Origin of the sequence: Verrucosispora sp. WMMA2044, assembly GCF_027497155.1 — a bacterium.
Classification (GTDB): Bacteria; Actinomycetota; Actinomycetes; order Mycobacteriales; family Micromonosporaceae; genus Micromonospora; species Micromonospora palythoicola.
Map to the genome: position 1 here is coordinate 852,242 of NZ_CP114913.1, position 25,002 is coordinate 877,243.

20 protein-coding genes, 1 tRNA gene and 2 pseudogenes are annotated in these 25,002 nt (G+C 70.2%); 17 read left to right on the plus strand and 6 right to left on the minus strand.

Annotated elements, in window-relative coordinates; all coding sequences use genetic code 11:
* The first annotated feature begins 147 nt into the window (after positions 1–147).
* From O3597_RS03970 to O3597_RS03990, 5 genes and pseudogenes are all read left to right on the plus strand, one after another.
* Positions 148–224: transfer RNA gene (locus O3597_RS03970), tRNA-Ile, on the plus strand.
* 80 nt (positions 225–304) lie between these two features.
* Positions 305–697, plus strand: coding sequence for a type II toxin-antitoxin system RelE/ParE family toxin (locus O3597_RS03975; protein WP_281603280.1), 393 nt, complete (start codon positions 305–307; stop codon positions 695–697).
* Positions 697–1,011, plus strand: a complete 315-nt coding sequence (locus tag O3597_RS03980; protein WP_164449481.1) for a helix-turn-helix transcriptional regulator — start codon at positions 697–699, stop codon at positions 1,009–1,011. Before O3597_RS03975 ends, O3597_RS03980 begins: the two co-directional genes overlap by 1 nt.
* A gap of 220 nt (positions 1,012–1,231) precedes the next feature.
* Entirely contained in the window at positions 1,232–1,486 is a 255-nt protein-coding gene (locus tag O3597_RS03985) for a hypothetical protein (RefSeq protein WP_281603281.1), read from the plus strand.
* Positions 1,468–1,869: pseudogene (locus O3597_RS03990) on the plus strand (type II toxin-antitoxin system VapC family toxin); the annotation flags it as partial. The gene O3597_RS03985 and the pseudogene O3597_RS03990, both read left to right, overlap by 19 nt.
* Positions 1,870–2,333: 464 nt before the next feature.
* On the opposite strand, the gene O3597_RS03995 reads toward O3597_RS03990, so the two are convergent.
* Entirely contained in the window at positions 2,334–3,557 is a 1,224-nt protein-coding gene (locus O3597_RS03995) for an IS110 family transposase (RefSeq protein ID WP_281604467.1), read from the minus strand.
* A 219-nt stretch (positions 3,558–3,776) separates the two neighbouring features.
* On the opposite strand from O3597_RS03995, the gene O3597_RS04000 reads away from it, so the two are divergent.
* From O3597_RS04000 to O3597_RS04025, 6 genes are all read left to right on the plus strand, one after another.
* The gene (locus O3597_RS04000) at positions 3,777–3,926 is read left to right on the plus strand and encodes a hypothetical protein (protein WP_164449374.1); all 150 of its coding nucleotides are present in this window, start codon (positions 3,777–3,779) and stop codon (positions 3,924–3,926) included.
* Between the two features lie 139 nt (positions 3,927–4,065).
* Positions 4,066–4,284, plus strand: a complete 219-nt coding sequence (locus O3597_RS04005) for a hypothetical protein (RefSeq protein WP_164449483.1) — start codon at positions 4,066–4,068, stop codon at positions 4,282–4,284.
* Between the two features lie 37 nt (positions 4,285–4,321).
* Positions 4,322–4,702: a hypothetical protein gene (locus O3597_RS04010; protein WP_281603282.1), complete on the plus strand. Its 381-nt coding sequence runs from the start codon at positions 4,322–4,324 to the stop codon at positions 4,700–4,702.
* Entirely contained in the window at positions 4,630–5,016 is a 387-nt protein-coding gene (locus O3597_RS04015) for a hypothetical protein (RefSeq protein WP_164449485.1), read from the plus strand. Before O3597_RS04010 ends, O3597_RS04015 begins: the two co-directional genes overlap by 73 nt.
* A gap of 87 nt (positions 5,017–5,103) precedes the next feature.
* Positions 5,104–5,349: a hypothetical protein gene (locus O3597_RS04020; RefSeq protein WP_164449486.1), complete on the plus strand. Its 246-nt coding sequence runs from the start codon at positions 5,104–5,106 to the stop codon at positions 5,347–5,349.
* Positions 5,350–5,367: 18 nt separating this feature from the next.
* On the plus strand, positions 5,368–5,595 hold the full coding sequence (locus tag O3597_RS04025; RefSeq protein WP_281604468.1) for a helix-turn-helix transcriptional regulator: 228 nt from the start codon (positions 5,368–5,370) through the stop codon (positions 5,593–5,595).
* A gap of 158 nt (positions 5,596–5,753) precedes the next feature.
* Here the strand turns inward: O3597_RS04025 and O3597_RS04030 are convergent, their stop codons facing one another.
* The 3 genes from O3597_RS04030 to O3597_RS04040 all read right to left on the minus strand — a co-directional run bounded on the left by O3597_RS04030 (position 5,754) and on the right by O3597_RS04040 (position 8,530).
* Entirely contained in the window at positions 5,754–7,094 is a 1,341-nt protein-coding gene (locus tag O3597_RS04030; protein ID WP_281603283.1) for a hypothetical protein, read from the minus strand.
* Between the two features lie 128 nt (positions 7,095–7,222).
* Positions 7,223–7,717 carry a hypothetical protein gene (locus tag O3597_RS04035; protein ID WP_164449489.1) on the minus strand — a complete coding sequence of 165 codons (495 nt, stop codon included), beginning with the start codon at positions 7,715–7,717 and terminating at the stop codon, positions 7,223–7,225.
* A 444-nt stretch (positions 7,718–8,161) separates the two neighbouring features.
* On the minus strand, positions 8,162–8,530 hold the full coding sequence (locus O3597_RS04040) for a hypothetical protein (RefSeq protein WP_164449490.1): 369 nt from the start codon (positions 8,528–8,530) through the stop codon (positions 8,162–8,164).
* A gap of 176 nt (positions 8,531–8,706) precedes the next feature.
* On the opposite strand from O3597_RS04040, the pseudogene O3597_RS04045 reads away from it, so the two are divergent.
* Positions 8,707–8,868, plus strand: a pseudogene (locus O3597_RS04045) (VapC toxin family PIN domain ribonuclease); the annotation flags it as partial.
* A 232-nt stretch (positions 8,869–9,100) separates the two neighbouring features.
* Here O3597_RS04045 and O3597_RS04050 read toward each other — a convergent pair.
* Both O3597_RS04050 and O3597_RS04055 read right to left on the minus strand, forming a co-directional pair.
* The gene (locus O3597_RS04050; RefSeq protein ID WP_348650329.1) at positions 9,101–10,195 is read right to left on the minus strand and encodes a hypothetical protein; all 1,095 of its coding nucleotides are present in this window, start codon (positions 10,193–10,195) and stop codon (positions 9,101–9,103) included.
* Positions 10,196–10,361: 166 nt separating this feature from the next.
* Positions 10,362–11,042, minus strand: a complete 681-nt coding sequence (locus tag O3597_RS04055) for a hypothetical protein (RefSeq protein ID WP_164449491.1) — start codon at positions 11,040–11,042, stop codon at positions 10,362–10,364.
* 125 nt (positions 11,043–11,167) lie between these two features.
* Here O3597_RS04055 and O3597_RS04060 point away from each other — a divergent pair, with 125 nt between their 5' ends.
* The 5 genes from O3597_RS04060 (at position 11,168) to O3597_RS04080 (ending at position 25,002) form a co-directional block, all read left to right on the plus strand.
* Positions 11,168–11,656, plus strand: coding sequence for a hypothetical protein (locus O3597_RS04060; RefSeq protein WP_164449492.1), 489 nt, complete (start codon positions 11,168–11,170; stop codon positions 11,654–11,656).
* A 3-nt stretch (positions 11,657–11,659) separates the two neighbouring features.
* Positions 11,660–20,371, plus strand: coding sequence for a hypothetical protein (locus O3597_RS04065; protein WP_281603284.1), 8,712 nt, complete (start codon positions 11,660–11,662; stop codon positions 20,369–20,371).
* 109 nt (positions 20,372–20,480) lie between these two features.
* A complete protein-coding gene (locus O3597_RS04070; protein WP_164449494.1) occupies positions 20,481–21,305 on the plus strand; it encodes a hypothetical protein in 825 nt (274 codons plus the stop codon).
* A 147-nt stretch (positions 21,306–21,452) separates the two neighbouring features.
* Positions 21,453–22,253 (plus strand): hypothetical protein, encoded by an 801-nt coding sequence (locus tag O3597_RS04075; protein ID WP_164449495.1) that lies wholly within the window; start codon positions 21,453–21,455, stop codon positions 22,251–22,253.
* A complete protein-coding gene (locus O3597_RS04080; RefSeq protein ID WP_164449496.1) occupies positions 22,243–25,002 on the plus strand; it encodes a right-handed parallel beta-helix repeat-containing protein in 2,760 nt (919 codons plus the stop codon). Before O3597_RS04075 ends, O3597_RS04080 begins: the two co-directional genes overlap by 11 nt.

Sequence of the window (25,002 nt, forward strand, 5' to 3'; positions counted from 1 at the left end):
GAGGCCGTGGCCGCCGGATCCCTCCCGACCTGCACCGCACGGCGCTCGCATCGGGCGTCCGACCGTACGGTCCGTCGGCCCGCAGGGAGGTCGGGAAGGTTCGTTGGCCGGTGATCGACTGGGCGGGATAAGATCCGGCCCGGTGCCGGGGCGGTAGCTCAGCCGGTTAGAGCAGGGGACTCATAATCCCTCGGTCGCGGGTTCGAGTCCCGCCCGCCCCACCATTGAACGCGATCATGCTGCCGACCTGCGCGTTTGCGGTTCGGATGCTGCCTCAAGGTATAGGCTGAGCTATAGTTGGTCCATGCCACACGGCCCCGCCCGTCACTGGGCGATCAGAACGACCAGCGATGTCCGCGACTGGTTGCGCTCGCTCCGTCAGACCGATCCGGCGACCTACCGGTCGGTCAACGTGGCGATCGACATGCTCGCGGAGACCGGTCCGGGGCTGGGGCGTCCGTTGGTCGACACGCTCAGAGGGTCGAGCATCGGCAACCTCAAGGAGCTGCGACCGAGGTCTGGGCGGGACGTCGCGATCTGGGTTCTGTTCGTCTTTGATCCCTGGTCACAGGCGGTGCTGTTGGTGGCCGGTAACAAGGCCGGAGACTGGTCTCGATGGTGTGAGGAAGCGATCCCGGTCGCCGAGGTCGCCTACGAGGGCTGGCTCGCCTTTGAGAGGAAGCGGAGGGAGGGCTGATGAGCGACTTTAATGACTGGGACGACATCCGTGCCGAGTTGCACGACGGGGACGACGCCGCGCTCGATGTGGAGCGCGCCCGCACCGAGGCATGGATCAGCGCGTTCCACCTGGCCGAGGAGCGTAAGCGTCTCGGGCTCACCCAGCGGCAGGTTGCCGAGCTGATGGGGGTCACCCCCGGCCGGGTCAGTCAGATCGAGAACGGCGATCTGGAGGCCAACGAGGTCGCGACCCTGAGTCGGTACGCGCGAGCACTGGGCGCCCGGATGCGGATCATTTTCGACTATGGCAGCGATCTCCGTCAGATCGCCTGATCCTTGGCCGAGCGTATGAACCGCGCTCCTGACGTGCGCGCCCGCAGCGGGAACGGGTCACCGGCGATAGTCGCTGGTTGGTTCGCATGGTGGTACCTTCGGCCCACGTACTTCTCTGGCCTGCGGTTTTGGGTCCGTGCCGTAGTCGTCATGCGAACCGGTTGATCGAGGGTTCGAGTCCTTCCTGGCTAGCAAGCGAGACTGCATGCATAATGAATGCATGGTTGCTCTTCAGATTCGGGACGTGCCGGAAGAAGTGCGAGACGCCCTGGCGGCCCAGGCCAAGGCGCGTGGGCAGTCACTCCAGGCGTACCTGCTGGAGTTGGTGGAGACCCAGGCTCGACGGCTGCGCAATACGGCGGCCCTTGATCGCTTCGCCGGCCGGTCGGACGGTGCTCGTTCCCTGCCGGGGGAGAGAGCTGCCGAGTTGGATGACCAGCGGGAGCAGCGCGGACCGTGGGGGAGCGCCGCGTGATCGTGGTGGATGCGTCGGCTATGGTCGATGCCCTGGTTGACGACGGGCCGGTCGGCGACGCGGCGCGGGCGGAACTGACCGGAGATCCGCACTGGGCTGCGCCGAGCCATCTTCTGATCGAGGTCATGTCGGTGATCAGAGGCAAGGTCCTCGGTGGGAAGCTCGGCCTTGCTCGGGCACAGGAGGCGATCGAGACCCTGCCTTCGTTGGTCATCGACGAGGTTGGTGCCGCGACGCTGCTTGATCGGACGTGGCAGTTGCGGGGCAATGTCACGGCGTACGACGCGGCGTATGTCGCGGCGGCGGAGTTGCTGGCCTGTCCACTCGTGACCGGTGATGGTCGGCTCGTCAAGGCCAACGGTGTGCGCTGCGAGATCCGGCTGCCGCACCGTCCCACCCTCCGGCGATCCGATGAGCTGCTGGGCCCGTTCCACCGCAGCCAACGCACGCCCGTCGCCGTCCCGCAGTTCTGCCCGCATCTGCCCGATCTCCACCAGCAGCCGCTCATACCGGTCCGCCGCGAGCTGGTCGCGGACCGTCTCGCGGCGGCCGGACCGCCACGCCACCACCCACAGCGCGCCGAAGGCGATACCCACCATGGTCAGGATGGATGCCGCGACAGCGTGGGCGACGAGACCCGCCGTCGGGGGTCCGGCCGTCGCCGCGAACAGGGAGTGGAGGGCGAATGCACCCCAACCGAATGCCGCCGCCGCAACCGCGACCACAGCGGCGGCAGTGAACCGGCGGGATGGCCGCCGTACTGCCGCGAGGTGGGCAGCACCGGCTTGGATGGCGTCGTCCAGGTCAGCGGCGTCGGCGACTGGTGGGGGTGTCCCTATGGGTTTCGTCAAGCGGGGATGGGTGCCTGATCTGTCGGCCGTGGTTGGTAGGGGATCTTGTCGCGGAGCATGGCGAACAGGACGTCGCAGCGGCGTCGGGCGAGGCAGATGAGGGCGGCGTTGTGGCGTTTGCCTTCGGCGCGTTTGCGGTCGTAGTAGGCGCGGCTGACGGGGTCGGCGAGGGCTGCGAACGCGGCGAGGAAGAACGCGCGTTTGAGGTTCTTGTTGCCGCCTCGGGGTGGGTGTTCGCCGCGGATGCTGGTGCCGGATCGTCGGGTGACGGGGGCGAGGCTGGCGTAGGCGGCGAGGTGGCCGGGGGTGGCGAAGGCGGTGCCGTCGCCGACTTCGAGCAGGATCCGGGCGGCGGTCCTGACGCCGATGCCGGGCATCGAGGTCAGGACCGGGGCAAGAGGGTGCGCATCAAGCATCCTCTCGACCTCACCGGCGGCCTGGTCGCGTTGTCGCAGGATGTCGCGGAGGCTGTCGGCGAGGCGGGGCAGGATCGTTTCGGCGGCTTGGGTGCCGGGGACGGTGACGGTCTGCTCGTCGAGGGCGGTCATGATCTGGGCGACGAGCCGCTCACCCATGCGAGGCGCGTGCACTGTCGCGATCGAGAGAAGCTTGCGGCGGCCTGCCTTGCGCAGCCCGATCGGACCGCCACAACGCGACAGCAACTCCAGGACCGCCTTGTGGTGGACTTTCGGACCCAGCACCCGTTCCAAGGCGGGATGGATCTGCGTTAGCAGGCCCCGGATCCGATTCGACACCCGAGTGGCCTCGCCGGCGAGGTCGTCGTCAAAGCCGACGAGGACTTCCAGCTCAGCCAGGGCCTCGTCGCCGGTGTCGACCCGCCGTAGCGTATGCGGCAGAGTGTGGGCCGCGTCCGCGATAACGTAGGCGTCACGGGCGTCGGTCTTCGCCGAACCGGGATGCAGATCGGCGATCCGCCGCATCGCCAGGCCAGGCAGATAGGCCACCTGATGCCCGCACGCCCGAGCCACCGCGACCGGCAAGGCACCGATCGAGGCAGGCTGATCGACCACGACCACGACCCGGCCGTGGCGGGCGAGTTTGTCGAACAGCTGCCGCAGCCGGACCTCGGTGTTCGGCAACGGCGCGTCGTGCAGCCGCTTGCCGTCCGGGGCCAACCCGACCGTGTGATGATCACCCTTACCGACGTCCAAGCCCAGGAAGACGCCATAACCGTCGCGCACCAGACCGCCTCCACGCATCGCATCGTGGCCTCGGCCGCAGTCAAGGCGTCGGACTGCCGGCAGCCACGTTACGAAGAGACCTACCCCGAACACGGGTGGCCGTGTCCCTATCAGCGGTCCGCCGACGCCACCCGACCCAGCGACAACACCCCCCGGATCATCCGAACGACAGGGGCAGGAAGTCATACCGGGCCGGGCGACCGAGGGTCCCCGGCTGGGGACGATCAAAAAGGTAACGTGGCAGGCGGCCTGGTCGCCCTGCTCGCCTACAACGCCATCCAGATCAGCCTCTACGGGCTGCTCGGCGCGACCCTCGCCGCACTGCTCGGCGGGTCATGGACAGTGTGGGCCGGTATCGCCCTCGCCACGGTGTCGGCGTACGGATGAACGTGCCCAGGTAGGCACGGACGAACGGGACCAGCCTCATGCCCAAGATCCGAGAGGTAGGTGGTGGTGCCCCTCTGCTGAAACCTCCTACCGCGCCGCTTCCGCTCCTCGCCGCTGCGCGGCTGCGGTGCGGGTCGGCTTGCTCACGAAGCACTACCCGCAGCGCTCGCGCAGCGCATTCAGCCCCTACCTGCTCGACGATCCGCTCGGGCGCGCCTCGGCGGCGCCCAGCGCCACGAAGGTCGTCTGCAGACCCTGCAACGACGGGCTGTGGTGCTCATCGATCGATGACCGCTTCGGCCTGATCAAGAAGGTTCTTGGTGGGTGCGGCGAGTTGGGCACGTTCACGCGTACCTGACTGGCCACGCCAACCTGTACGCCGACACACGGTCGCCGTGTTCGGCCGCTGGCCGGTCGTCCGCTCCACCCTGCTGCTGGCCGGTGTCCTCACCGCGTCGCTGCTGATCGTCGCCGTGTTCATCGCCGTCGGCGTCAGCTCGGCCGACGCACCCACGTGGGACGGGTTCGCCGCCTCCGGCCTCGCCGTCGGCGGTATCGGCGGCGCGGTCGCCTTCGCCGTCGCTTCCCTCATGGGCATCGACGCCCCCGGCAGCTTCGTGGAGGAAACCGTCGACCGGCGGGCGGTCAGCCGCGCCACCATCACAGGGGCGCTGGTGCTCGGCGGCGTGTACGCCCTGGCGGCGTGGGCGATGGGCCTGGCCGTCGGGCCGACCAGCCCCGGCAAGCCGCCGCAGCCGACCCGGACCTGCCCCTGACGATCCTCGACCGGGCCGGCAGCTTCTGGGTCACCGCGGCGGGGCTCCTGCTGATCCTGGCGATCCTCACCGCGATGCTCGCCTTCCACAGTGTGATCGCCCGGTACGTGTTCGCGATGGCCCGCGAAGCGGTGCTACCGACCGGACTCGCCGGAGCGGACAGCGGCGCCCGGGTCAGCGCGCCACGTGGCGGGTCACTGGCCCAGACCGTTACCGCCGCCGTGGTGGTGGCCGGGTTCGCGTTGGCCGGCGCGGACCCGGTCGGGCAGATGTTCGCGTGGCTGTCCACGCTGGGCGCGTTGGGGCTGCTGTGACTGCTGCTGGCCGCGTCGGCATCAGCCCTGGCCGCACCGAAACCCGCCCGGGACGACGGTGGTCTGTGGCAGTGGCGGATCGCGCCCATGGCGGGGTTGCTCACCGGCTCGGTGGTGCTCGTCGCGATGGTCAGCAGCGCCGGATCGTTGCTCGGTGCCGCCCCCGGGTCGTTGCTGCCGCTACTGCTCCCGGCGATCGTCGTCGGCACCGCCGCCGTCGGTGGCATGTGGGCCGGTCACCTGCGTCAAACCCGGCCGCAGGTGTATGCGGGTATCGGCCACGGCACACCGTCCACGAACGCTGTCCCCGACGCCATCAACGTCAACATCTGACTGAGGAAGCGGCTGCGGATCGCGTGCGGGTTGACTGGTGAGCAGGTGGCGGCGGAGACGGGCTGGTCGCTGTCGAAGGTGTGGCGCATCGAGCAGGGTCAGTGTGGCGTGTCGGTGTCCGACATGCGGTGCTTGGCCCGCCTGTACGACGCCGACGAGGTGACCGTGGATCGGCTGGTGGCCGAGTCGAGGGCGGGCTGGACGAAGGGTGGCCGCCCCCGCAAGGGTTCGGAACCTGCCGGTTAGGGGTAGTTTGCCCCGGGTGGATCGGGAGCATTGGCGCACGCTCGCGGCCCGGCACGGTCGGTGTGATGACGAGCCGCGCCGCTGCCGGGACTGCGCCGCACTGTGGCCTTGCGGTTACCGGCAGCGCGCGGACCGGGAACTTGACCCCGGCCGGTGGCTCACTGCCGTGCCATCGGTTTGACACCCGGCCAACGAACCTCGTGCCGTCGCTGGTCGACCGGCAGCACCCGCAGCGGACGCCCCGCCGCCGCATCCTCCGGCGCATCCTTCGCCCAGAGGGCACGCCGCCCGGGGATCGGCGGACACACCAGCAGCAGCGCCACGAACAACCACACCACCGACGACACCCTGTTCGCCGTGGTCGTGGGCAAACCCGCCGACCCGACAGTCACCACCAGCAGCAGCCCGGCGCCGAACCGCACCGCAGCCGGGTCCGCCCACCGCCGCACATCAAGCCAGCACCACACCATCACCGCCAGGATGGCGGCCTGCGCCGCCACTCCGACAATGCCAGCCATGACGAGGGCCTCCACCCATGCGCTGTCGTAGGCGACCCGCAGCCCACCCAACCCGAACCCGAACCACGGCGAGTGGGTCAAAACGATGCCGGCAGTGTCGGCGAGGGTGGACTGTTCGCCGAACCGTGACGCCGTATACAGAGACAGGAGGCCTCCGCCCCGGTCTCCCGGGTTGAGCCACGCCCCGAGCAGCACACCACCGATCGGTGAATCGGGCTGCCGGGCCTGGTGGTCGAACAACGCCATCACCCCGCCGACGGCGAGCACCGTACCGGCACGGGTGTGCCACGACGACCCCATCCACGTCTGCCACAACGCGACAGGCAACCCGATCAGCAGGAAGATTTTGGATGCAGTGAGAAGCCCACCGACGGTGAGCGCGACACCGGCGGCGGCGAGGATCATGGGTTGGCGGCGCAGCGCGTACACGGCGGCGATCAGCCCCAGCGAGTAGGCGACCCCGGCCTCGGCGGGCTGGTTGAAGATCCCCGAGTAGCGGCCCATCGTCGCGGCACGCTCCGCTGTGGATACCCCACCATCGCCGGTCCACCAGGCGGACATCAGTTGGTCATAGTCGCCGGGGCTCACCAACATCAGGTAGGACACGGCCGCGTTGACGGCGAGCGCCGCCACCAAGGTCAGTGCGGTGATCCGTAGGAGGCGCCGCCGGTCAGGGTGGCCGGCGGCGATCAGGTAGCCGGCGGTGAGAGTGACAATCGGTAGGAGCAGGTTGTCGAGGCCGGCAAGGAAGCCGACGGGTCCGTAACCGGTGGCTTGGCTGGTGGGGCCGACCGCGGCGAATGCGGCCACGGTCAGATAGGTTGCCATCGCTGCGATTGCCAGCATTGCCCGTGAGGGAGTTTCGCGGAGGTGATGTGCGCCGGCCAGCAGCGCCAGCCCTGCAACAGCACAGACGGCGGCCTGTTCGGTGCGTATGCCGGCCGCAAGGTAGGGGCCGAAGGCGGCCAGCACAAGGATCATGATGGCGGTTTCGGATGTGCGTTGGTGCGCGATTACACGATTCCTGTGCGCCGCCATGATCGACCCCCACTGTCGCCCCCCGCGCCGGGGGAATTCCCCTTTTGTACCAAATGACCGGGGTGGGATGGTTACAGATCGGCGACGGCGGCTGCGACCTTCGCCGCTCGTGACGGCTTGACCAGCCCTGACACCCGCACCAGCACCCGGCCGGCGTCGGCCCGGTAGTGGTACTCGGCCGGAAGCAGCGGCATCCCTTTCGTGACCGTCTGGATGTACTCGGCCCGCCGGTCCGCGTCGTCGGCGGTCGGGAACACCTCGACGACCAGGCCGCGGTTGATGGAGTGCACCGGCTCGTCGCGTCGCCCGCCGGGCAGGTCAGCGGACGCACGCGAGGTGTAGCCGCCGGGTCGGCCGAGCAGGTTGTTCGGGTCGGTATTCTCGTCCTGGATGGTGCCGCCGGTGACGCCGACGTCGGCGGCCTTGAGTTTCGTGAGCACCCGCCGTGCGTCGAGTGGTTTCGCGGCAGGTGTCGCCGGGGCTGGTTCGGGTGTGCTGGTGGTGTCGGGTCCGCAGCCGGCGAGCAGCATCAGCACGGCGGCGGCGAGAATGTGTCGGGTCCGCATCCGGCGATGGTGACGACCGTAGCCGGCCGGTTGCGGGACGTAATGGTGTCGGGTCGGCGACATCCATGCCCGGGGTACGACGAAACTCCCCGCCCACCTGTGAAGGTGGACGGGGAGTCCGGCTGCTCTCTGCCCGAGCAGCGGGGCACCGATCCCACCGCCGGCACGGCTGGCGCGGGCTTGCGTGGTGGCCCTGGTGCGCCGGTGGCCCGCGTCCACGCCGGGGCCCTGCGGTGATCATTTGGGAGCTGCGGCGGATGGCCCTTCGTCGCCCGGTGCACCGGTGATGTCTCGGCATCGCACCCGCACTAACAGCGTAAACGACGGAAGCGCCCCCCTTCCCGGCATGTCCGGGAAGGGGGGCGTTGCAGGCTGGTCGGTGCCTGACCGAGACGTCACCGGCGGCACCGCGCCGACGATCCTACCGAGACGGTGCGACGTGGATCAGGGCTCGGCGTGCCGGGGCCGATCGTTGACGATGCCGCCCCGTACCGCCGCCTGCTGAACGGGGGTGCCCTTCAACAATCCGAGGTACATGGCGACGGCGAGCCCGAACGTGACGAGCGCTGAGTACAGGGTGGTGACGTGATTGAACGCCACTGCGTCGTTGACGGCGAGTAGCCACGCTTCCACGTAGCTCTTGACCGTGGCCAAGGCGAGCAGCACGAAACCCTTACGCCACGCCGACCAGGACGCCCGCATCAGCAGGGCCGCCAGGATCGGCAGGATGATCGTCAACACCAGGGACAGCAGGCCGGCGAGCGTCGGCGAGAACGCGTAGGTGGGCAGTGCAGGCAGAATGATCGGGTCCATGGACCCTCCTCAACGGGTCGAAAATCAGGATTGGTGGGGCGTACGATCGCCGGATGCCCGGTCAGCCGCAGGTCCGCGAACACGCGTGGCTGTACCTGGACGACAGCGGAATCCCGGCAGCGTCGGTGCGCGTGGAGGAACACCGGGACGGCACCGGCCGGTGGGCGGTGCTGCACCTCGGTGGGAAGCTGGGCCTTGCTCGGGCTTAGGAGGCGATCGATACCCTACCGTCGTTGGTCATCGACGAGGTTGGCGTCGCGATGCTGCTTGACCGGATATGGCAGTTGCGGGGCAGTGTCACCGCGCATGACGCAGCCTACGTCGCGGCGGCGGAGCTGAAGGCTGCCCACTCGGTGCTCGATGGCCACCTGCGGTAACCGGCTGAAAGCCCGCCGGCACTACCGCAGGATACGGACGGAACCCTGACCGGGCCGGGGCCGGCCTACGACGGCGATCTTCGTCAGATCCCTGATCCGGCGGGAAGGCTCGACCAGTGCAGGATGTGCTCCGGGCCGGAAGGCCACGGCGAGCGGCACGACAGCCCCGGTGCAGAGCCGCCGGAACGCCCCACTAACCGACGGTAGCCGGTAGGACTGCCGATGGCCTGAACAGCGCCGCGAGTGCCCGGTGTGTACCGATCTCGTCCGTCTGCGGCGGACTGAAGCTAACACTCCGCATGTGATCCAAGAGGTCTTGATCGGGAGCGACCGCGTGGGTCTGGAGGTAGTAGACGACCGCGTCGGTCCATACCCATTGGCCATCTGTCCGGTAAGACATGGGCACGACGGGCTCATCGGATCCGGTCACGATGTCGGCCGTTCGCTGGGTGATCGCCAGAACGAGTTGACCGACGGAGAGATAGGCGATCGCCTGGTCACGGATCGGACCCTCCAGTCGGGGGTGGTCTGGAGCGAACCAGGGCCCGGTCTCCGGGTCTGCGCCGTCGAAAACCCGGGCGATGGTTACCCGGCGCGGTTCCGCCGCAGTCCACAGCAGTGCACCTCCCTCCAACGCCTGCTGCTGGTACGGTGCCAGTTCCTGCCCCAGGATGAACGCCTCGACCAGCGTCTCGTCAGCGTCCGCCAGAATCAGCTTCTCTTGCAGTAGCGCCGTTGCCACGGGGAGTTCGTCCTCCGGCAGATCGGTGGCCAGAACGAAGACTCGCGCGAACAGGTCTGTCGAGCCGCCGTAGCCGCCAGCGCGCCAGGCCCGCCACAACGCAACCGCACCGGGTATCCCGTCCACCGCCGCCACCGCGCCCTCGTCGATGTCATCGGTGACGCTTTCAACGAACGCATCCGGGGCGTCGGTGAGATCGAGTATCGGCGGGGCAGGTTCAGGAGCAAAAACCTCATCCTCTTCCGGATGAGTCGGAAAGAACTCGATCGACGGCAACGGCCATTCGCCCGGTTGTATGTCGAGGAGTTCGGCGCTGGCCTCCGGCGCAGCCGTCACGAGCAATGCGATTTCCGCATCGGTAGGCCGCAGCCCGGCAGCGGAGGCAACGCGGCAGATCGCCCTAGCTGTGTCGGCTAGACGCCCCTCCGCGAGTGCCGACCGTGCTTCGGCGAACACGGCGTCCGGGGCATAGCCGACTACCCGCGACAACAATCGGTGAAATTCGGCCCCTTGGTCAACTCTGCGGAAGCCTGACATATTCGTCATTCGGGTACAATATCAGCCGATCGTAGCGGTTTCGCGTTTCGACAGTGCCACTTTCGATGACCGGCTTGCGCTGGCCGAGAGCCGCGGCGATGGGCTGGGCGGGCGCGGTCGCGCACATGCCGGCCGTCTCCGACGTGAGCCTCTGGAGGTCGGCCCGGTGAGGGGTTCAGTCGGTGGGAGGCGCGGAGTTGATGTCGGCCGCGGCGTAGATCTGCGCGGTGTTATTGAGTTTGGCGACGTACTGGCCGACCAGTTCGAGTACGCCACCCACGGATTGCAGCAGCTGATACTGGTTGTACTGAATCTGCTCGGTCTGCTCCGGGTGCGGGTCCTTGACACTCGCGTAGTACTCGTCCGGGCCGTCGCTCCACGCGGCGTAGTGGTTGCCCTGTATCCGATCACCGCTGTGTCTGGAAACCTGGGTGTCCGCATAGTTCTCGGCGTAGAAGATCCAGCTGGCCCGCTGCATGACACTGTCGCGGAAGCTTTCGAACTGGTCGATCTCGGTCTTGGTCAACGTGAGGATCCGGTCCTCGGCGTCACGGATATCACCGGTGCTGACCTTCCAGTCGCCCAGATCCGGCGCGGGGATCGAACCGTCGGCGGCGGGCAGTGGCGCGCCTTCCTCGGTGACGGGTTCGCCCTCGTGGTTGACCCAGCCGCCGTTGCCGTCGGGCTGTGGGATGTCCCGCCCGAACTCGTCAACCGGGTTGCCGTCGTTGTCGACGTAGCCACCGTGGCCGTCGGACTCAGGCGGCGTGAAGACGATCGACGAGTCCTCGCCGTCGACGTTGCGGGCCTCGTCCCAGGTTTGGGTGAGATCGACGGGCACGGCGTTGGTTTCCATAATGCACCCTTACGCGCGAGCACAGACGGCGACAACGTCCCCGAAGTGGGGGCTCGAAGCTCCACCGGTCGCCCGGCTAGTGTCCCGTCGACGAGGTGGACCGGGACCGCGGCAGGGGTGACGAGATGCCCGACTACAACCTGGCGTCGACCGAGATCTACGTGTCGCCGCAGACGATGCACCGCTACGCCGCGGAGCACATGAAGGTCATCATGACCGACCTCATCGGATGTTGGGAGACCATCGGCCAAACCTGGGAGAGCATCAAGATCGGCTGGATCGGTGAGAGCGCCGACGCCGCCGACGAGTTCAACACCCGGCTCAAGGACATCCAGGAACGGCTCTTCGGCGTGCCGACCGCCGACGGGGAGGGCGTCGAAACGCCCGGCCTGTTGGACAAGGTCCGCAGCGGTGTGGTCGTCGCCGCCGCGAACTACAACAACGCCGAGCATTCCGTTACCGACATGTGGGACGCCTTCTGCGCGCAGATGGAGCAGGAGCCCGAGGCCAGCGACGGCAGCCCGCCGCCGGCCAATGAGGACACCACCCTCGACCCGATCAAGGCGGACTACTCCGACAACCCCTATCCCTGGCACAAGCCCGAAGAGAGCTGATCCGTGGGTGCTCCGCAGGACGGCCGTCCGGATCCCGCGGCACTGCGTCAACTCGCCGCAGACTGGCGGGCCCAGGGTGATCGCCTGGAGCTGCTGGGCGACAACATGATGGCCGCCTACAACGACATCACCTGGTTCGGCCTGGCCCACCACTCGGCGGACACCGCGACGAACCTCGTCGACCTCAAGCTGCGCAAGGTGCAGCAGGCCGCCCACGAGTTCGCGAAGTTCCTAGACGACTACGCCGACAAGGTCCAGGAGGCGATCGACAAGGAGAAGGCCCGCACGATCATCGAGATCGTGCTGGCCCTCTTCGGCCTGCTCACCATCGGACTCGCTGCGGTCCTCGGCCCGATGCTGGCTGCTCTCGGCCGCCTGCTGGCCGGCCTGCTCTCCGCCATGAGCCAGCTCGCCGGCAAGATCGTCACCGCGGTCATCGACGTCGCTATCGGCATCATCGTGTGGGGCACCCTGCAGGTGGCCATGGAGTTCGGCACCACCGCGGTGGTCTCCGCCATCGTGGGCGTACCCGCCGACTACACCGCCAGCATCGCCATCAGCGTCGTCATCGCCGCTGTCATGGGTGGCCTCTTCTCCATTCGCGGCGTCAACAACGTCCCGGTCAAGGGGGTGGGCACCGGTGGCAGACCGGGTGACATACCGAACCCCGCATCCACCCCCGTCGGCGGTTCCAGCACCGACGTCACCACCAACGGCGCGTTGGTCGACAAACCCCAGCCCTACCAGGGTGGCACGGTGGAGAACGTGCCCACCGTCGGCGTCGACGGGACCGCCTTCAGCGCCACCGACGTCCCGCCGGTCCTCCCGGGCGCGGGCCGTGCCGCACCCACCAGCGCGGTGGGGGACCAGCGGGTCTACTCCGGCGCCGGGTCGGTGGGCAACGCCGGGCGTGCGGCGGAGCACGCCGCCCCGCAGACCGTCCCGCGTACCTCGGAGAACATCGTCACCCCGGCGATGCCGACGCTCCAGTCCGCCGTCGCCACCCCCGGGGGACACATCGGCGGCAAGGGCATCAGTGGGCCGCCGGGCCCGAGGGAGGTCGGTACCCTAAACGTCGACACCACCCCACCGGGCGGCACCGTCGCCAACCGGGCGCCGACGGTGCCGACCGGTGACACCCCGCCGGTCGCCAACCTCGACCGGGGCGTCGGGGTCGGCCAGCCTCCGCGCGTCTCCGCCGGCGGAGACGTCTCCCCGGTGTCGTCGGTGGGTGGCCGAGGCAGCACGGACATCGGCGACATCTCGCCGCTCACCCCCACGCCGTCCCATCGTGGCAGCTTCGACATCGCCGCCACCGTCGCGGGACGTGGCGACCTGGTCGCTCAACCGCCACCCCAGACGGCCCTCAGCGGCGCGGACACCGCCGCCTCCATGGCCAACACGCACGGAACGGGCCGCGTCGTCACCCCGGACAGCGCCTCGACGGGCACTGTCGGCGCCCGCGGAACGGTGTCCGATCTGCACGCCACCTCGACCGGCGGGCACGTCACCAACCCGGCCGTACGCCCCGGCCCCGGTGGCACCGCCGCTGCCCCGCCGTACCTGGGTGAGCACCTGCCCACGAACGTCATCCGGCCCGGCGGTGGCGCTCCGGTCACGACCGCACCGCCCGGCCTCGGTGAGCATGTCCCCACGAACGGGGTACGCCCCGGCGGTGCCACGACGGGCTCCCCGCCGAACCTGGCCGAGCACGCACCGAGCAATGTGGCCAGGCAGGGTACGCCGTCGCCGCACCTCGGCGACAACGTACCGGCCAGCACGGCGCGACCGGGCGCGGTCAACTCCGTGCCGCCTTCGGTCGAGCACGCGCCGGTGAACGCCTCCTCTGCGCACGGCACGCCGAGGGCCGAGGTACCGGCCGCCGGGCAGGGCCGCGGGATGCACCACACCGTCACGAGCGGCCCCGCGCCCGTGCCGCACGGCGTGAATCTGCCGCCCGCGATGCGTCCCGGCGGACTCGCTGATCTGCCCACCGGCGTGCACGTCACCTGGCCCCCGTCCCGGGCGGTCGGAGTCGAGCACCTGGCACCGACCGCCCCCGGTCGGGTGGTCGCCCCGGAGGTGCCGGTCACGCCGGTTCGGGCGGTCGCTCCGGAGGTGCCAACCATCGGAGCCACCACGGCTCCCACGCGTACCGTCGGCGGGATCGTGCCGTCACGGGATGCGGTGTCGTCGACGCCGGTGAGCGCCGCGGGCACGAACGCCGGTCACCCGAGCGCACCGCCGCGCGAGACCGGCGTGTCCGGGTCCGGTGCCGTGCAGCCCGGCGCAGCCCCGGTGCGCGACATCCCCAATGGTGCCGGCACGCCGCATCCGGTGCCCGTGGTGGAGACGCCCAGGCCGGTCGGGCGTCCCATCGAGCCGCCGTCGCGGACCGACACGCCCGAGGCGCGTACGGGAACAACGCGCCATCCGGCGGTGGAAACCACCCCGGTGCCGGCCAAGGTGCCGACCGACGCCTCGCAGAGCCCGGTCCTCGGGGTGCGGGATGGCCGGAACCCCGACATGAAGAGCAGCGGCAAGACCGCCGACGCAGCCCTTCAGGAGCGGCTTGACCGGTTGACCGACGGTGCCGCCGTCCGATGGAGCGACGACCTGGTCGACGGCGTCGAGACGCCACGATCGCTGTTTGACCGGATCACAGGATCCCGAGTTCCTGAATTCCCGGAGGTGCCGGCACGAGACCCTGGCGCCGGACAGGGCAGTGGTGGCAGGGACGTGTCCTCGGCGGGAAATCTGGTCGAAGGACGATCCCTCGGAGAGTTGCCGGAGCCACCGAAGGGCAAACCCGGTGCGCCGAAGCCCGAGGAGGTGGCGGAGTTCCCGGCCGTGCCGACGGGCCTGGAACGTCCCAGGGCGATGATCGAGGACTTCGGCGCTGCGGCAGGGCTGCCCCGGCGCGAGCTCGACGAGCTGCTGGACGGCCTCGGCCCCGATGCGGTGCTGGGTAAGGGCACCGAGGCGGCCGTGACCCGCGAACTGATCGAGGGCATCGGTGCGCGGGCGGGCATGGATGCGAGCGTGGCCCGTGGCTTCGCGGAACGGGTGACCTCGCCGAACACCGCGACCGCGCAGGTCGCCCGCACCGAGTTCCAGGCCGAACTCCAGGCTTTCGCCGACGACAACCGCATGATCGAGCGGTTGGTGAACCTGCGCATCGGTCACGCCGAGGACGCTGGCGTCCCGATGACGGGGAGCATCCGCAAGGAGTTGACCCAGGCCTTGCGTTCCGGCGACGCGACGAGCCTCGACAAGATCACCCGCGACCTCGACCAGGCCATCGACACCCGGGAAGCCGCGAAGAACACAGCTGGCGAGAAGTCCCTGGCCGCCATGGAGGACCAGGTGGCCCGGCTCAAGCAGTGGAAAGCGGACCGGGACGCCGTCGCCGCCTCGGACGCCGCCGCGGAGAAGGCCGCCCGCGACAAGTTCGTGCACGACTTCCGCGACGGGCCGCTCGCCGAGTTCAAGAAGCGGGTCGGCGCCGAGGACGCAGCGGGCGCGGCGAGGGCCATGGGCCTCAGGACACCCGTGGAGCCGACCCGGGTCGAGCCGCCGGCGGGGCAGCGCCACGACGACATCGTGGCCTCCGAGAAGGAGTGGGCGCACCACCAGAGTGAGACGGCCGACGCGGTGAAGCGACTCGAGGCGCTCCCGCAGCTGCGCCCGAAGGAACTCGACGAGCTGCTGGGCTCGGCGGACCATCTTGGTGGCCGTGCCGGACTCTCACCCAAGGAGATCGTCGAGATCCGGGCAGAGGTCGAGGCGCGGTGGGGCGGGACGCTCTCGCTGGACGAGGCGAAGCGGACGCTGCTGGAGAACATCGCCGTCCGGGCGGGCATGGACCCGGAGCGGGCCGCGACGCTGGCCAGCCGGGACATCAACGGCGGTATCAGCGGCCGCCACGCGCGCCAGGTCTACGGCGACGAACTGGACTCGCGGGGCCGGACCAACCGGTTGATTGATCGGCAGGTACGGCTCACCGACGACTTCGAGCGCCACGGACTGCCGTTCGACGACACGGCGCGGGAACGGCTGACGCTCGCGTACCGGCAAGGGGACGTCGCTGTCATCGACGAGATCACCGGCCCGCTGAACGAGGCGCGGGCTCTTGCGAACAGTCGGGCCGCCAGGGCCGGGTTCGAGGCTGACCAGGAACTCGCGAGGCGGCTGGCGGAGTTGCGCAAGCCGATCGACCCGCCGGGGTCGACGGTGACGGCGGCCGAGCCGACGCCTGCCCCGGCCGGGGCGCGTACGCCTGAGGAACTCGCCGCCCGGGATCGGATCCAGGAGGCTTTCCGCCGGGACGTGCTGCCCGAGCTGCACACGAAGGCCCCGCTCAAGCCCACGCCCGGGCAGCGGGTGGAGCCGTCCGTCTCGGAGCGTATGGGCCGCACCGACGACGTGGCGGATCAGTCACGGGCCGAGGAGGTCGCCCGCCGGCTCGACGAACTGGACGTCCCGAAGGGCCAGCCGCCGCACGACGAGCTACCGGCGATGCCGAACGTACCGGCGAGCACTGCGAGTTTCGACGCGCTACGGACCTTCGGCAAGGGCCTGGCCGGGGACGCGGGGCTGGACGACGCCGCCACCGCGCAACTGCTCAGGGGCATCGACGATCGCTGGGGTTCCGAGATCCTGAGCGACACCAGGGGCGTCGCGGCACGCAGGACCCTCGTCGAGGAGATGTACGCCCGGTTCGAGGTGCCGCCGAACAAGGTGCGCACCGAGGATCTCGCAGGCAGCGACGCCGAACTGCAGCAGCTGGCCCGGGCCGGTTTCCGGGCCGAGCTGAGCGAGGCGCGGCAGATGAAAGACATCGGCGGCCGGCTCGCCGATCTGACGATGCCGTCCGGCTACGACCTCGCCGACGACGTCGTCAACGGCGCCCGGAACAGGCTGGCGGAGGCGTACCGCAAGGGCGACTTCGACAGCGTCGACCAGACGCGCCTGGAGATCGGCGAGCAGATTTCCATCATCACCGCGAGGCAGCACGCCGACGAACTGGCGGTGCGGGAGGCCGAGCAGACCGCGGCGAACAGGAGCACCTTCGGCCGGGTGATGGACGACCTCGCCACCCGGATGCGGACGGATGACGCCAAGCTGTTGCCCGGCACGCAGAACCGTCCCGAGGGGATTCTGCCGGCCGGGCCGGGCGAGGCGCTGCTCATGGCGAAGCCGCAGCCGCGCGATCCGATCTCGACACCGTCCACGGTCACCCGCGCCGATCCGCTACCCGACCCGCCGCCGCGTACGGCGGCTCAGTCGACGCCGCTGGAGCAGGCCGAGAAGGACATCGCGGACCGTACCGTTGGGGCCGTTACGGCCGAGCGTGACCTGCACGCGGCCGGGTTGGACGCGGACAGCCGGTTCCGGGCCGGGATCGCCGAGTTCCGGATGTCGAGCCCGGGGACGCGCCTGGACCTGGAGGCGGTCCGGGCCGAGTACGACGCGCGCATCGCCGCGTCGTGGCGGGACCGGCCGGATAGCGCCTCGTGGCCCGCCTATGTCGCCGCCGCAGCCGCCGCCCTGCCGCAGATCATCGAGCAGGCCGTCGCCAGGGACGTCCCCGCAGCGACCACCGATGTGAACGACCCGGTCACCTCGGTGACCGACGAGGAGTTCCGGACCGAGCTGAGCCGGATGCGGGATCCGGAGTCGATCCCGCCGGTGCTCCACGACCTGCTGCGCCACCGGTGGATCGACGACTCCGTCCGGTTCGCTCAGGAGTTCGAGGCGGCCGAACTCGCCGATGACCTCTTCACCCGGGCCGTCGGCGTGGTCGACTACGACCACGGCTTGGACCTGCCCGCCGCAGTGCAGGACCGGATGCGCCGTACGTTCGTCGCGGACGTCCTGCACAACCACGACGTCATCCGCTACCAGGGGGACGAGGCGCGCTTCGCCGAGGACGGCGGCCGGGACGCGGTGTGGCGGGCGTACACGGATCGGCTTTTCCGGAGCGTCGAAGTCGACCTGAGGATGGCGCAGACGGCTTGGACGGCGGCGCAGAGCGCTGCGACGCAGTTCCACGGGCTGGTCGATGCCGGGCGGGCGGACGCGCTGGACCAGAACCTCTCCGACCTGTCGGTGCGTGTCCTCGGAGAGCTGTTCGCCGCCGAGCAGCTCGCCCTGCGGACGAAGCGCTTCTACGGTTTGGAGGACCTGCAGCGCCAGGCGTTCCAGGATCAACTGGACGCGTTGCGCCGGCCGGTGGACGAGATCGCCGCGCTCACCGATGCCGAGCGGGCGAAGGGCTGGCAGCAGCAGACGAACGTCCTGTTGGCAGACCACGCCCGTCGGCTAGAAACCGCGACGCTCGCCGAGCGGCACCGTCCCGACCTGGTTCGCGACTTCGACACCGCGGTCGCCGAGGCCACCGCGCACACCGGGCACACGGGCATCCAGACGCTCGACGGCCTGCCTGCGGCGGCGCGCGACGCGCTTCGCGCGGACTTCGTCACCACCGGCCGACGGTGGTTCGGGGAGGTGTTCGCCCCGGCGATCACGGCGGCGGTACGGGCCTACGACTCGCTCTTCGTCGACGCCGAGGCCCAGTGGCGTCACCAGTACGAGCACCTGCGCACCAGCATTCGCCGGGACGCCTTCGTCCACCTGCAGGCACACCGGCACGACGAGGCGGTGGCCGCCGCGGTGGCAGCGCACCGGCACGTGTCCGAGGAGCACGGCTGGGACGAGCCGCCAGAGTCGGCGTACGCCCTGGCTCAACAGGAGTTCTTCGCCGCCGCCGCGGAGAAGCTCCGCGCGTCGGTGAAGGAGAAGCTCGACCCGTTCGCGAAGATTCAGGCCGCGCACTGGGAAGACCTCGCCGCCGAGATCGAGCGCAGCATCACCCACTACTTCAACGACGACAGGCTGCGCGAGTACGCCGCCCGTGCCCAGGCCACCGCCGCCAGCGCCGGCACGGCCGGGGCCGAGCCGCTGGCGGAGCCGCCGACCGCGTACGAGCAGGCGGCGCGACCGATCCTCGACGCTGTCCGTGCCGAGATCTCCGTGGGCTTGCACCGCGATGGGCGTGAGGTCACCGTCGACGTGCGTAACCGCATCGCCCGGGAGGTCGAGGCGGTGCTGCGCGAGGCGGACACGGCGGCCCGGGCTCGCGCGGCGCGGGGCGGCAACACGGAGATCGCGATCGCGGCGGCCACCGCGGAACTGGCCGACCGGGTGGCCGGGCTCGCCGGATCAGTGCCTGCCCGCCTGTTGCACCAGGAGCAGCTCACCACCGAACTGCACCGCGCCGAACGCGCCTTCGAGGGCCTGCTGGCTGCCCGTGACACGCTGCCACCGACGCCGGTGGCCGGCATGCTGTCGGTCGCCTTCGCTCACGACTGGTTGGTCGGCTACGACCGGTACTTCCGGGGCAGGCCGACCGCGGCGGAGGCCGGTGCGGTCGCGACCGGTCTACGCGAGGTCGCCGACCGGGCGAGCGTCGAACTGCCCGGCCACGATGTGCTCAGCACCGATGCCCTGCGCAAGGCGCTGCACGATGCGGCGGCGACGCTGCCGGGCGGTTTCGCGGTGGTAGCTTCCGGTCTGCTGCTGCGCACGCCCGGTGCCCCGCCGACGGACGCGATGGCCACGATCGCGGACTCGTTCGTTCCGATCGCCGGGGGGCAGCGAGTCATCGTGGCACCCGGCGCGGATCTGGCCGGCTTCCTCACCGAGGTCACCAACCAGATCAGCGACCCGGTGCAGCGTTCCCGGATCGTCGTGCACGCCCCGCTGACACCGCAGCCTGTGCTCCGGACGCTGGGTGACCGCTACGGTGTCACGGTCTCCTACACCGAGCCGCCCGTCGACGCACGACAGTCTCGTCGGGCCGTGCCGGTCACCGCGGACGGCACTCCGACCCTGCGGCGCTGGGCGGAGCACTGGCTGGTGCGCCCGACCGTCGTCCGGCCGGAGACGCCGTACGGGCTGCGGCCCGGCGGCCGGGCCGGCCTGTTCGAGCTGCCGGCGGGCTGGATCATGGAGGACCTGCCGTGGGGGCTGTGGGCGCGGCCCGCCGGGACTCCCGATCTGGACCTCGCCACCCGGGTTCGTTCGGGCATCGAGGCCGGCGACGCCCTCATCGTGGTGGGCGAGCCGGGTGTGACGGTCCCGGAGGCGGTAGTAGGTGCCGGTCTCGATCTGGTGGAGCGGATGCCGGTCGAGTCGGGGCAGTCGGCATTCCACTGGCTCAGCCCGCTGCCCGAGCCGCCGAGCGAGGTCCGGCCGGCGGCCGGCCTGGACACGTCCTCAGGCGGGCTGTCCGACGTGCGGGCCGCCGAGCTGGATCCCGGCTCGGCCCGCGACGCCGTGGACACTCTCTGGTTCGCCGGGCACGGTGAAGCCGTCGCGGCGTTCCTGGCTGAGCCGGACCCGGCGGCGCGCGACCGGCTGCTGCTCGGGTTGTTCGGCGCTGGCGAGGCGGTCCGTGGTGCCCTGCCGGAGTTGTATCTCGCGCTGGAAGGCCCGGTCGGCTCCGACGCGGCGCTGGCGAGCGTTCTCCGGTATGCCCAGTCGGCGCTACGCGGCGGTCCTCTCTCGGCCACCGACGTGCTGGCGGCGGCGAAGGGCCTACTGCGGACGACGAAACCGGAGCTGATCAACGTCCTGCTGTCGTCCGTGAGCCCGTCGAACGAGAACCGGGCGGTGATGACCAGCTTCGCGGAGCTGGTCTACGACTGCTGAGGCAGGTGCCCGCCGTGTCCCCTCTTCGTGGGGGTTGGCCGTGCCCCGCGCACCGGGTGATGATGCGCGGTGTCCGGTCACCGGACCTCATCTGAGGGGAACGAGCAGCATGGACAGCACCAGCGACGACGCCTCCGTCCATCGCGCGCTGCGAGTGGACGTCCCGGATCTGGGTGATGTGATGCCGCCTGTGCTCGATCTCACCGTCGCGGACCGGCGGCTGTGGACTGCCGCCACGAACGACTACGACGAGGCAGCGCTGGCGGCGGTGCGGGCCACCGTGGGTACGCGCGCGTTGTGGCGTTCGTGGCGCTTCGCCGCCGCGACCGGCAGTTCGGCCACCCGTGTCTACGTGCTGGAGGCGGACGACCCGGAAATCGCAACCGCTGCGGTACGTGCCGCCCTGACCGAGACCGGCCCGGACGCCACCCTGGTGATCGGCGTGGCGACCGATGATCCGGCACCACCGGCGGCCGGCGCGGCGCTCGCCTCCTCGGCGCTGCTCTGGGCGCTGGACGCCACGGAGCCGGTGCGCGTGGCGCAGGTGTTCGACGGCGTCGACCGGGACGCGGGACCGTATTTCCACGAGTGGCACCCACGGCTGGCGGAGGACGAGCGCGCCGCGGTGCTCGGTTTCCTCGACGGTGGCCGGACTTTCGTGATCACCCCCCAGACACAGCAGGACGTTCTGGATCCGCAGCGCGGCCGGGCCGTGCCGATGAACTATCGCACCGACGGCTCGTGGGTGTGGACCGACACTGTCGCCTACTACCTGCGCGAGCACGGTGTCGCGCCGGACGGGCAACTGCTCGCGCACGTCCGGGCGGCCGGTTTCGTGGCGGCCGAGCCGAATCTGGTCGATCTGCACCGCGCGCTGTCGTGCCTGTTCGTGCCGGGGGACGTCGATCCGGCCTCGGACGTCGTCGCCGCCTGACGGTGCTCGCCCATATGCAGGCGGTCACGGCACGGGCCGCAGGAGCGGCGAAGGAATTCGGGCAGCCGTGAACCGCTGCGGGCTGCGGGCCGTTCTAGTGCGTCACGGACGGAGCGGGGAGCGCGGAAGACCAACATGACTGGACCTGTGAGCACGGATACCACGGCCGGGCAGCCGGTGCGCCGGCCGGTGGTGGCAGCTCCGCCGGCTCCGGAGCACCGCGCGTCGGCCGAGGTCAGCCAGCGCCGCGAGTTCGTCCGGGCGTTCGTGGAACATGCGGCGGAGCGGCCTGCGAGCGAGCGGGTGGCCGTCCGGATGCCCACCCTGATCACGGTGACCGCCGCGGTGGCGGTCGGCGCGGTGGTTGTCGGCGTGTTCTGGAACCTCATCAAGCCGATGACACCGGAACAGGAGGCTGCCGCGAAGGGCATCACGGTCGTGCCGAGCGTGCGGCCGACGGTGGTGTTCGACGCGGTCACCGGCTGGGACTGTGCGGCCGCCGCCGGTCGGGGGTTCGATGCCCGTGGTCGTACCGCACAGTGGCGGACGGCCGGCACGGGCGGCTGGCCACAGGACGGCTGCAAGGGCACCGCCGTGACGCTGCCGCAACCCGGCGACGAGGGCGGCCGTCCGGTCACCGGCCAGTCAGCGACCTGGTGGTTCACCCCGGGAGAGCAGATCAACTCCTGCTCTCTCAGCGTCTTCGTGCCAAAGACCGGATCGGAGCTGGTCGGCGCGGCGAAGTACGCGGTCACGGCAGGCACGGCCGGAACCTCGTACGCGAGCTTCACCATCGACCAGCAGGCGAACGCCGGCACCTGGTTCGACGCCGGCTCCTACCCGGTGCACCAGGGCCAGATCGCGGTCAGCCTCGATGCCTCGGCCGCCTCCGGAACCAGCCGGGCCCGCGTCGCGTTCGGTCAGGTGCGGGTGCACTGTGTCTCCTGAGTTCCTCGCCGCGGGTGCTCCCGCCGCCGCCCGTACCCCGCTCACCGGCAAGGTAGAGCGGGTGTCCACCAGGGCCTGGAGCCGGCACAAGACGATCGGCGCGGCGGCGCGTGCCGCCAAACCCGGCACGGTCGTCGTGGTCTCGCCCGGTACCTACCGGGAGTGTCTGGTGCTGGAACACGAGGTGACAATCGTTGCCGAGGACGAGTCCGGCCTGGTGGAGTTGGTTGCGCCGGACGGGCCTGCGGTGCAGGTGCGTGGCGGCTCGACAACCCTGCGCGGCATCACGGTGCGCGGCGGCGGGACCGGCGATGCCGCTGTGGTGGTCTCGGCCGGCTATCTCGAACTGGAATCCAGCCGGGTGACCGCGGGGTTCGTCCACGTCGGGGGCCGTTCGGAGGCCAGGCTCACCGGCTGTACGGTCGAGGAGACCGGGACGTGTGCACTCAGCGTGGCCGATGGCGCCCGGCTGGCGGCCGACAATTTGATCATCACGAAGATTGTCGGCGTCGCGGTGGCGGCGGGCGGCTCGTCGCACCTGACGCTTTCCGGCGCGGTGCTCAACGATGTGCGGGGGGTCGGTGTCCGGGTCGGCGACACCGCCACGGCCGTGCTCAGGACCTGTGACATCGGCTCGGCCGAGGACGCGGGCGTGGAGGTGCGCGAAACCGGCACCCTGCGCCTGCTCGACAGCCACGTCCACGACATCGGCGGCGACGGCGTACGCGTTCTCGGCAGCGCCGGCCTCGGTGCCGACTGGTGGCCCGCATTGCGCCCGGGGCGGCCCGACGACCTGGTGCCGGCAGAACCGGGCGAAACCGGCGGGGTCGTGGTGCGGCGGTGCGAGATCAGCCGCACCGGAGCCGCGGGCATCGTCACCGGTGGCGAGTCGATGACGCTGCTCGACGACAGCGTCATCGACCAGGCCGGCAGCGCGGGCATTCTGGCCGCGCACGACAGCCGGCTGGCGGTCCGCTCGACACGGGTGACCAACAGCACCCAGACCGCTGTGGCGCTGCGCGACAACACCCAGGTGCGCTGGCGTAACGGCGCACTGACCGGCTCGAAGGCCAACGGCGTCCTCGCGGTCGGCGACAGCCGGCTGCAACTGCACGACGCGGAGGTGCGCGAGAGCGGCTTCACCGCGGTCCATCTCACCGGGACCGCAGCGGTGACACTGCACGGCGTCACCATCACCGCGACCGCCGAGTTGGGCATTCGGGCCTCCGGCCGCTCGGTGCTGCACGCGAAGGACACCGTCGTCGAACACGCGGACCTCACGGGTGTGCAGGTCGACGACGCGGCCGACGCTGTCCTGCGCGAGGTGACCGTGACCAACTGCCGCAACGGGGTACGGGTGGACACCCCGCACCGGCCCTTGCTCGTCGACTGCACCGTGCGCGACATCGACCAGACCGGTGTGGAGATCGCAGCCGGCTCGGCACCCACCCTGCTCAGGAGCACCGTGGCGAGTTGCGGGGCGGCGGGTGTCTTCGTGGACTCCGACGCCGATCCGGTGCTCGACGACTGCGCGATCGAGGCGGTCGGGGGCAGCGGTCTCGCGGTGTGGACGGGCGCTCGGCCGGCGCTGCGTCGCGTGAGGATCGCCAACGTCAAGAAGAACGGCCTCTACTTCGGCCCGGGGGCGCACGGCGAGGCCGAGGAGGTGACCCTCTCCCGTACCGGGTATCCGGCGCTCTACGTCGGTGCGAAGGCGGACCCCGTGCTGCGTCGCTGCGCCGTACTCGACGCCGACGAGGATGTCAGCCTGGCAGCGGACGCCGAGCCGGTCGTCGAACAGTGTCACAGCGAGCGGGTCGGTTCGGCGATGTGGCCGGCAACCGCGGCGGTGGTGCCGGCCTCGTCGCACACCACGGCGAAGAACCCCGCGACCGGCGGTGAGGCGGAGACCGAGGCACCGGAGGACCCGCTACAGCCGCTCATCGATCAGCTGAACGGGCTCATCGGCCTGGTGAGCGTCAAACGGGACGTCGGCACGATGGTCAAACTGATGCACCTGGTGAAGCGTCGCCGGGAAGCCGGGCTGGCGCCGCCGCCCATGTCGCGCCACATGGTCTTCGCCGGCAACCCCGGCACCGGGAAGACGACCGTTGCGCGGCTCTACGGTCAACTGCTGGCGGCGCTCGGCGTGCTCGCCAGTGGGCACCTTGTCGAGGTCGACCGTGGCATGTTGGTCGGCGAGTACGTCGGTCACACCGCCCCCAAGACGCAGGCCGCGTTCCAGCGGGCGCTCGGCGGCGTCCTGTTCATCGACGAGGCGTACGCCCTCGTACCCGAGGGGCAGGGCAGCGACTTCGGCAACGAGGCCATCTCCACGCTCGTGAAGCTGATGGAGGACCACCGCGAGGAGGTCGTGGTCATCGTGGCCGGCTACCCCGACCAGATGGGCCGCTTCATCGGCGCCAACCCCGGCCTGTCCTCACGCTTCTCCCGGACGCTGACCTTCGCCGACTACAGCGCGACAGAACTTGTGCGGATCGTCGAGAAGCACGCCGAAGATCATGACTACCGGCTGTCCGAAAAGGCCAGTGCGCGACTGGCCGAATACTTCGCCACGGTCGATCGCGGCGAGGGCTTCGGCAACGGCCGCTTCGCCCGCAAGGTGTTCCAGGAGATGACCGAGAACCACGCCGGCCGCATCGCGGAGCTCGACGACCCGAGCGACGAGCAGCTGAGCACCCTGGAAGCCGTCGACCTGACCGACATCGCGTTCGACCTTCGAGGCTGA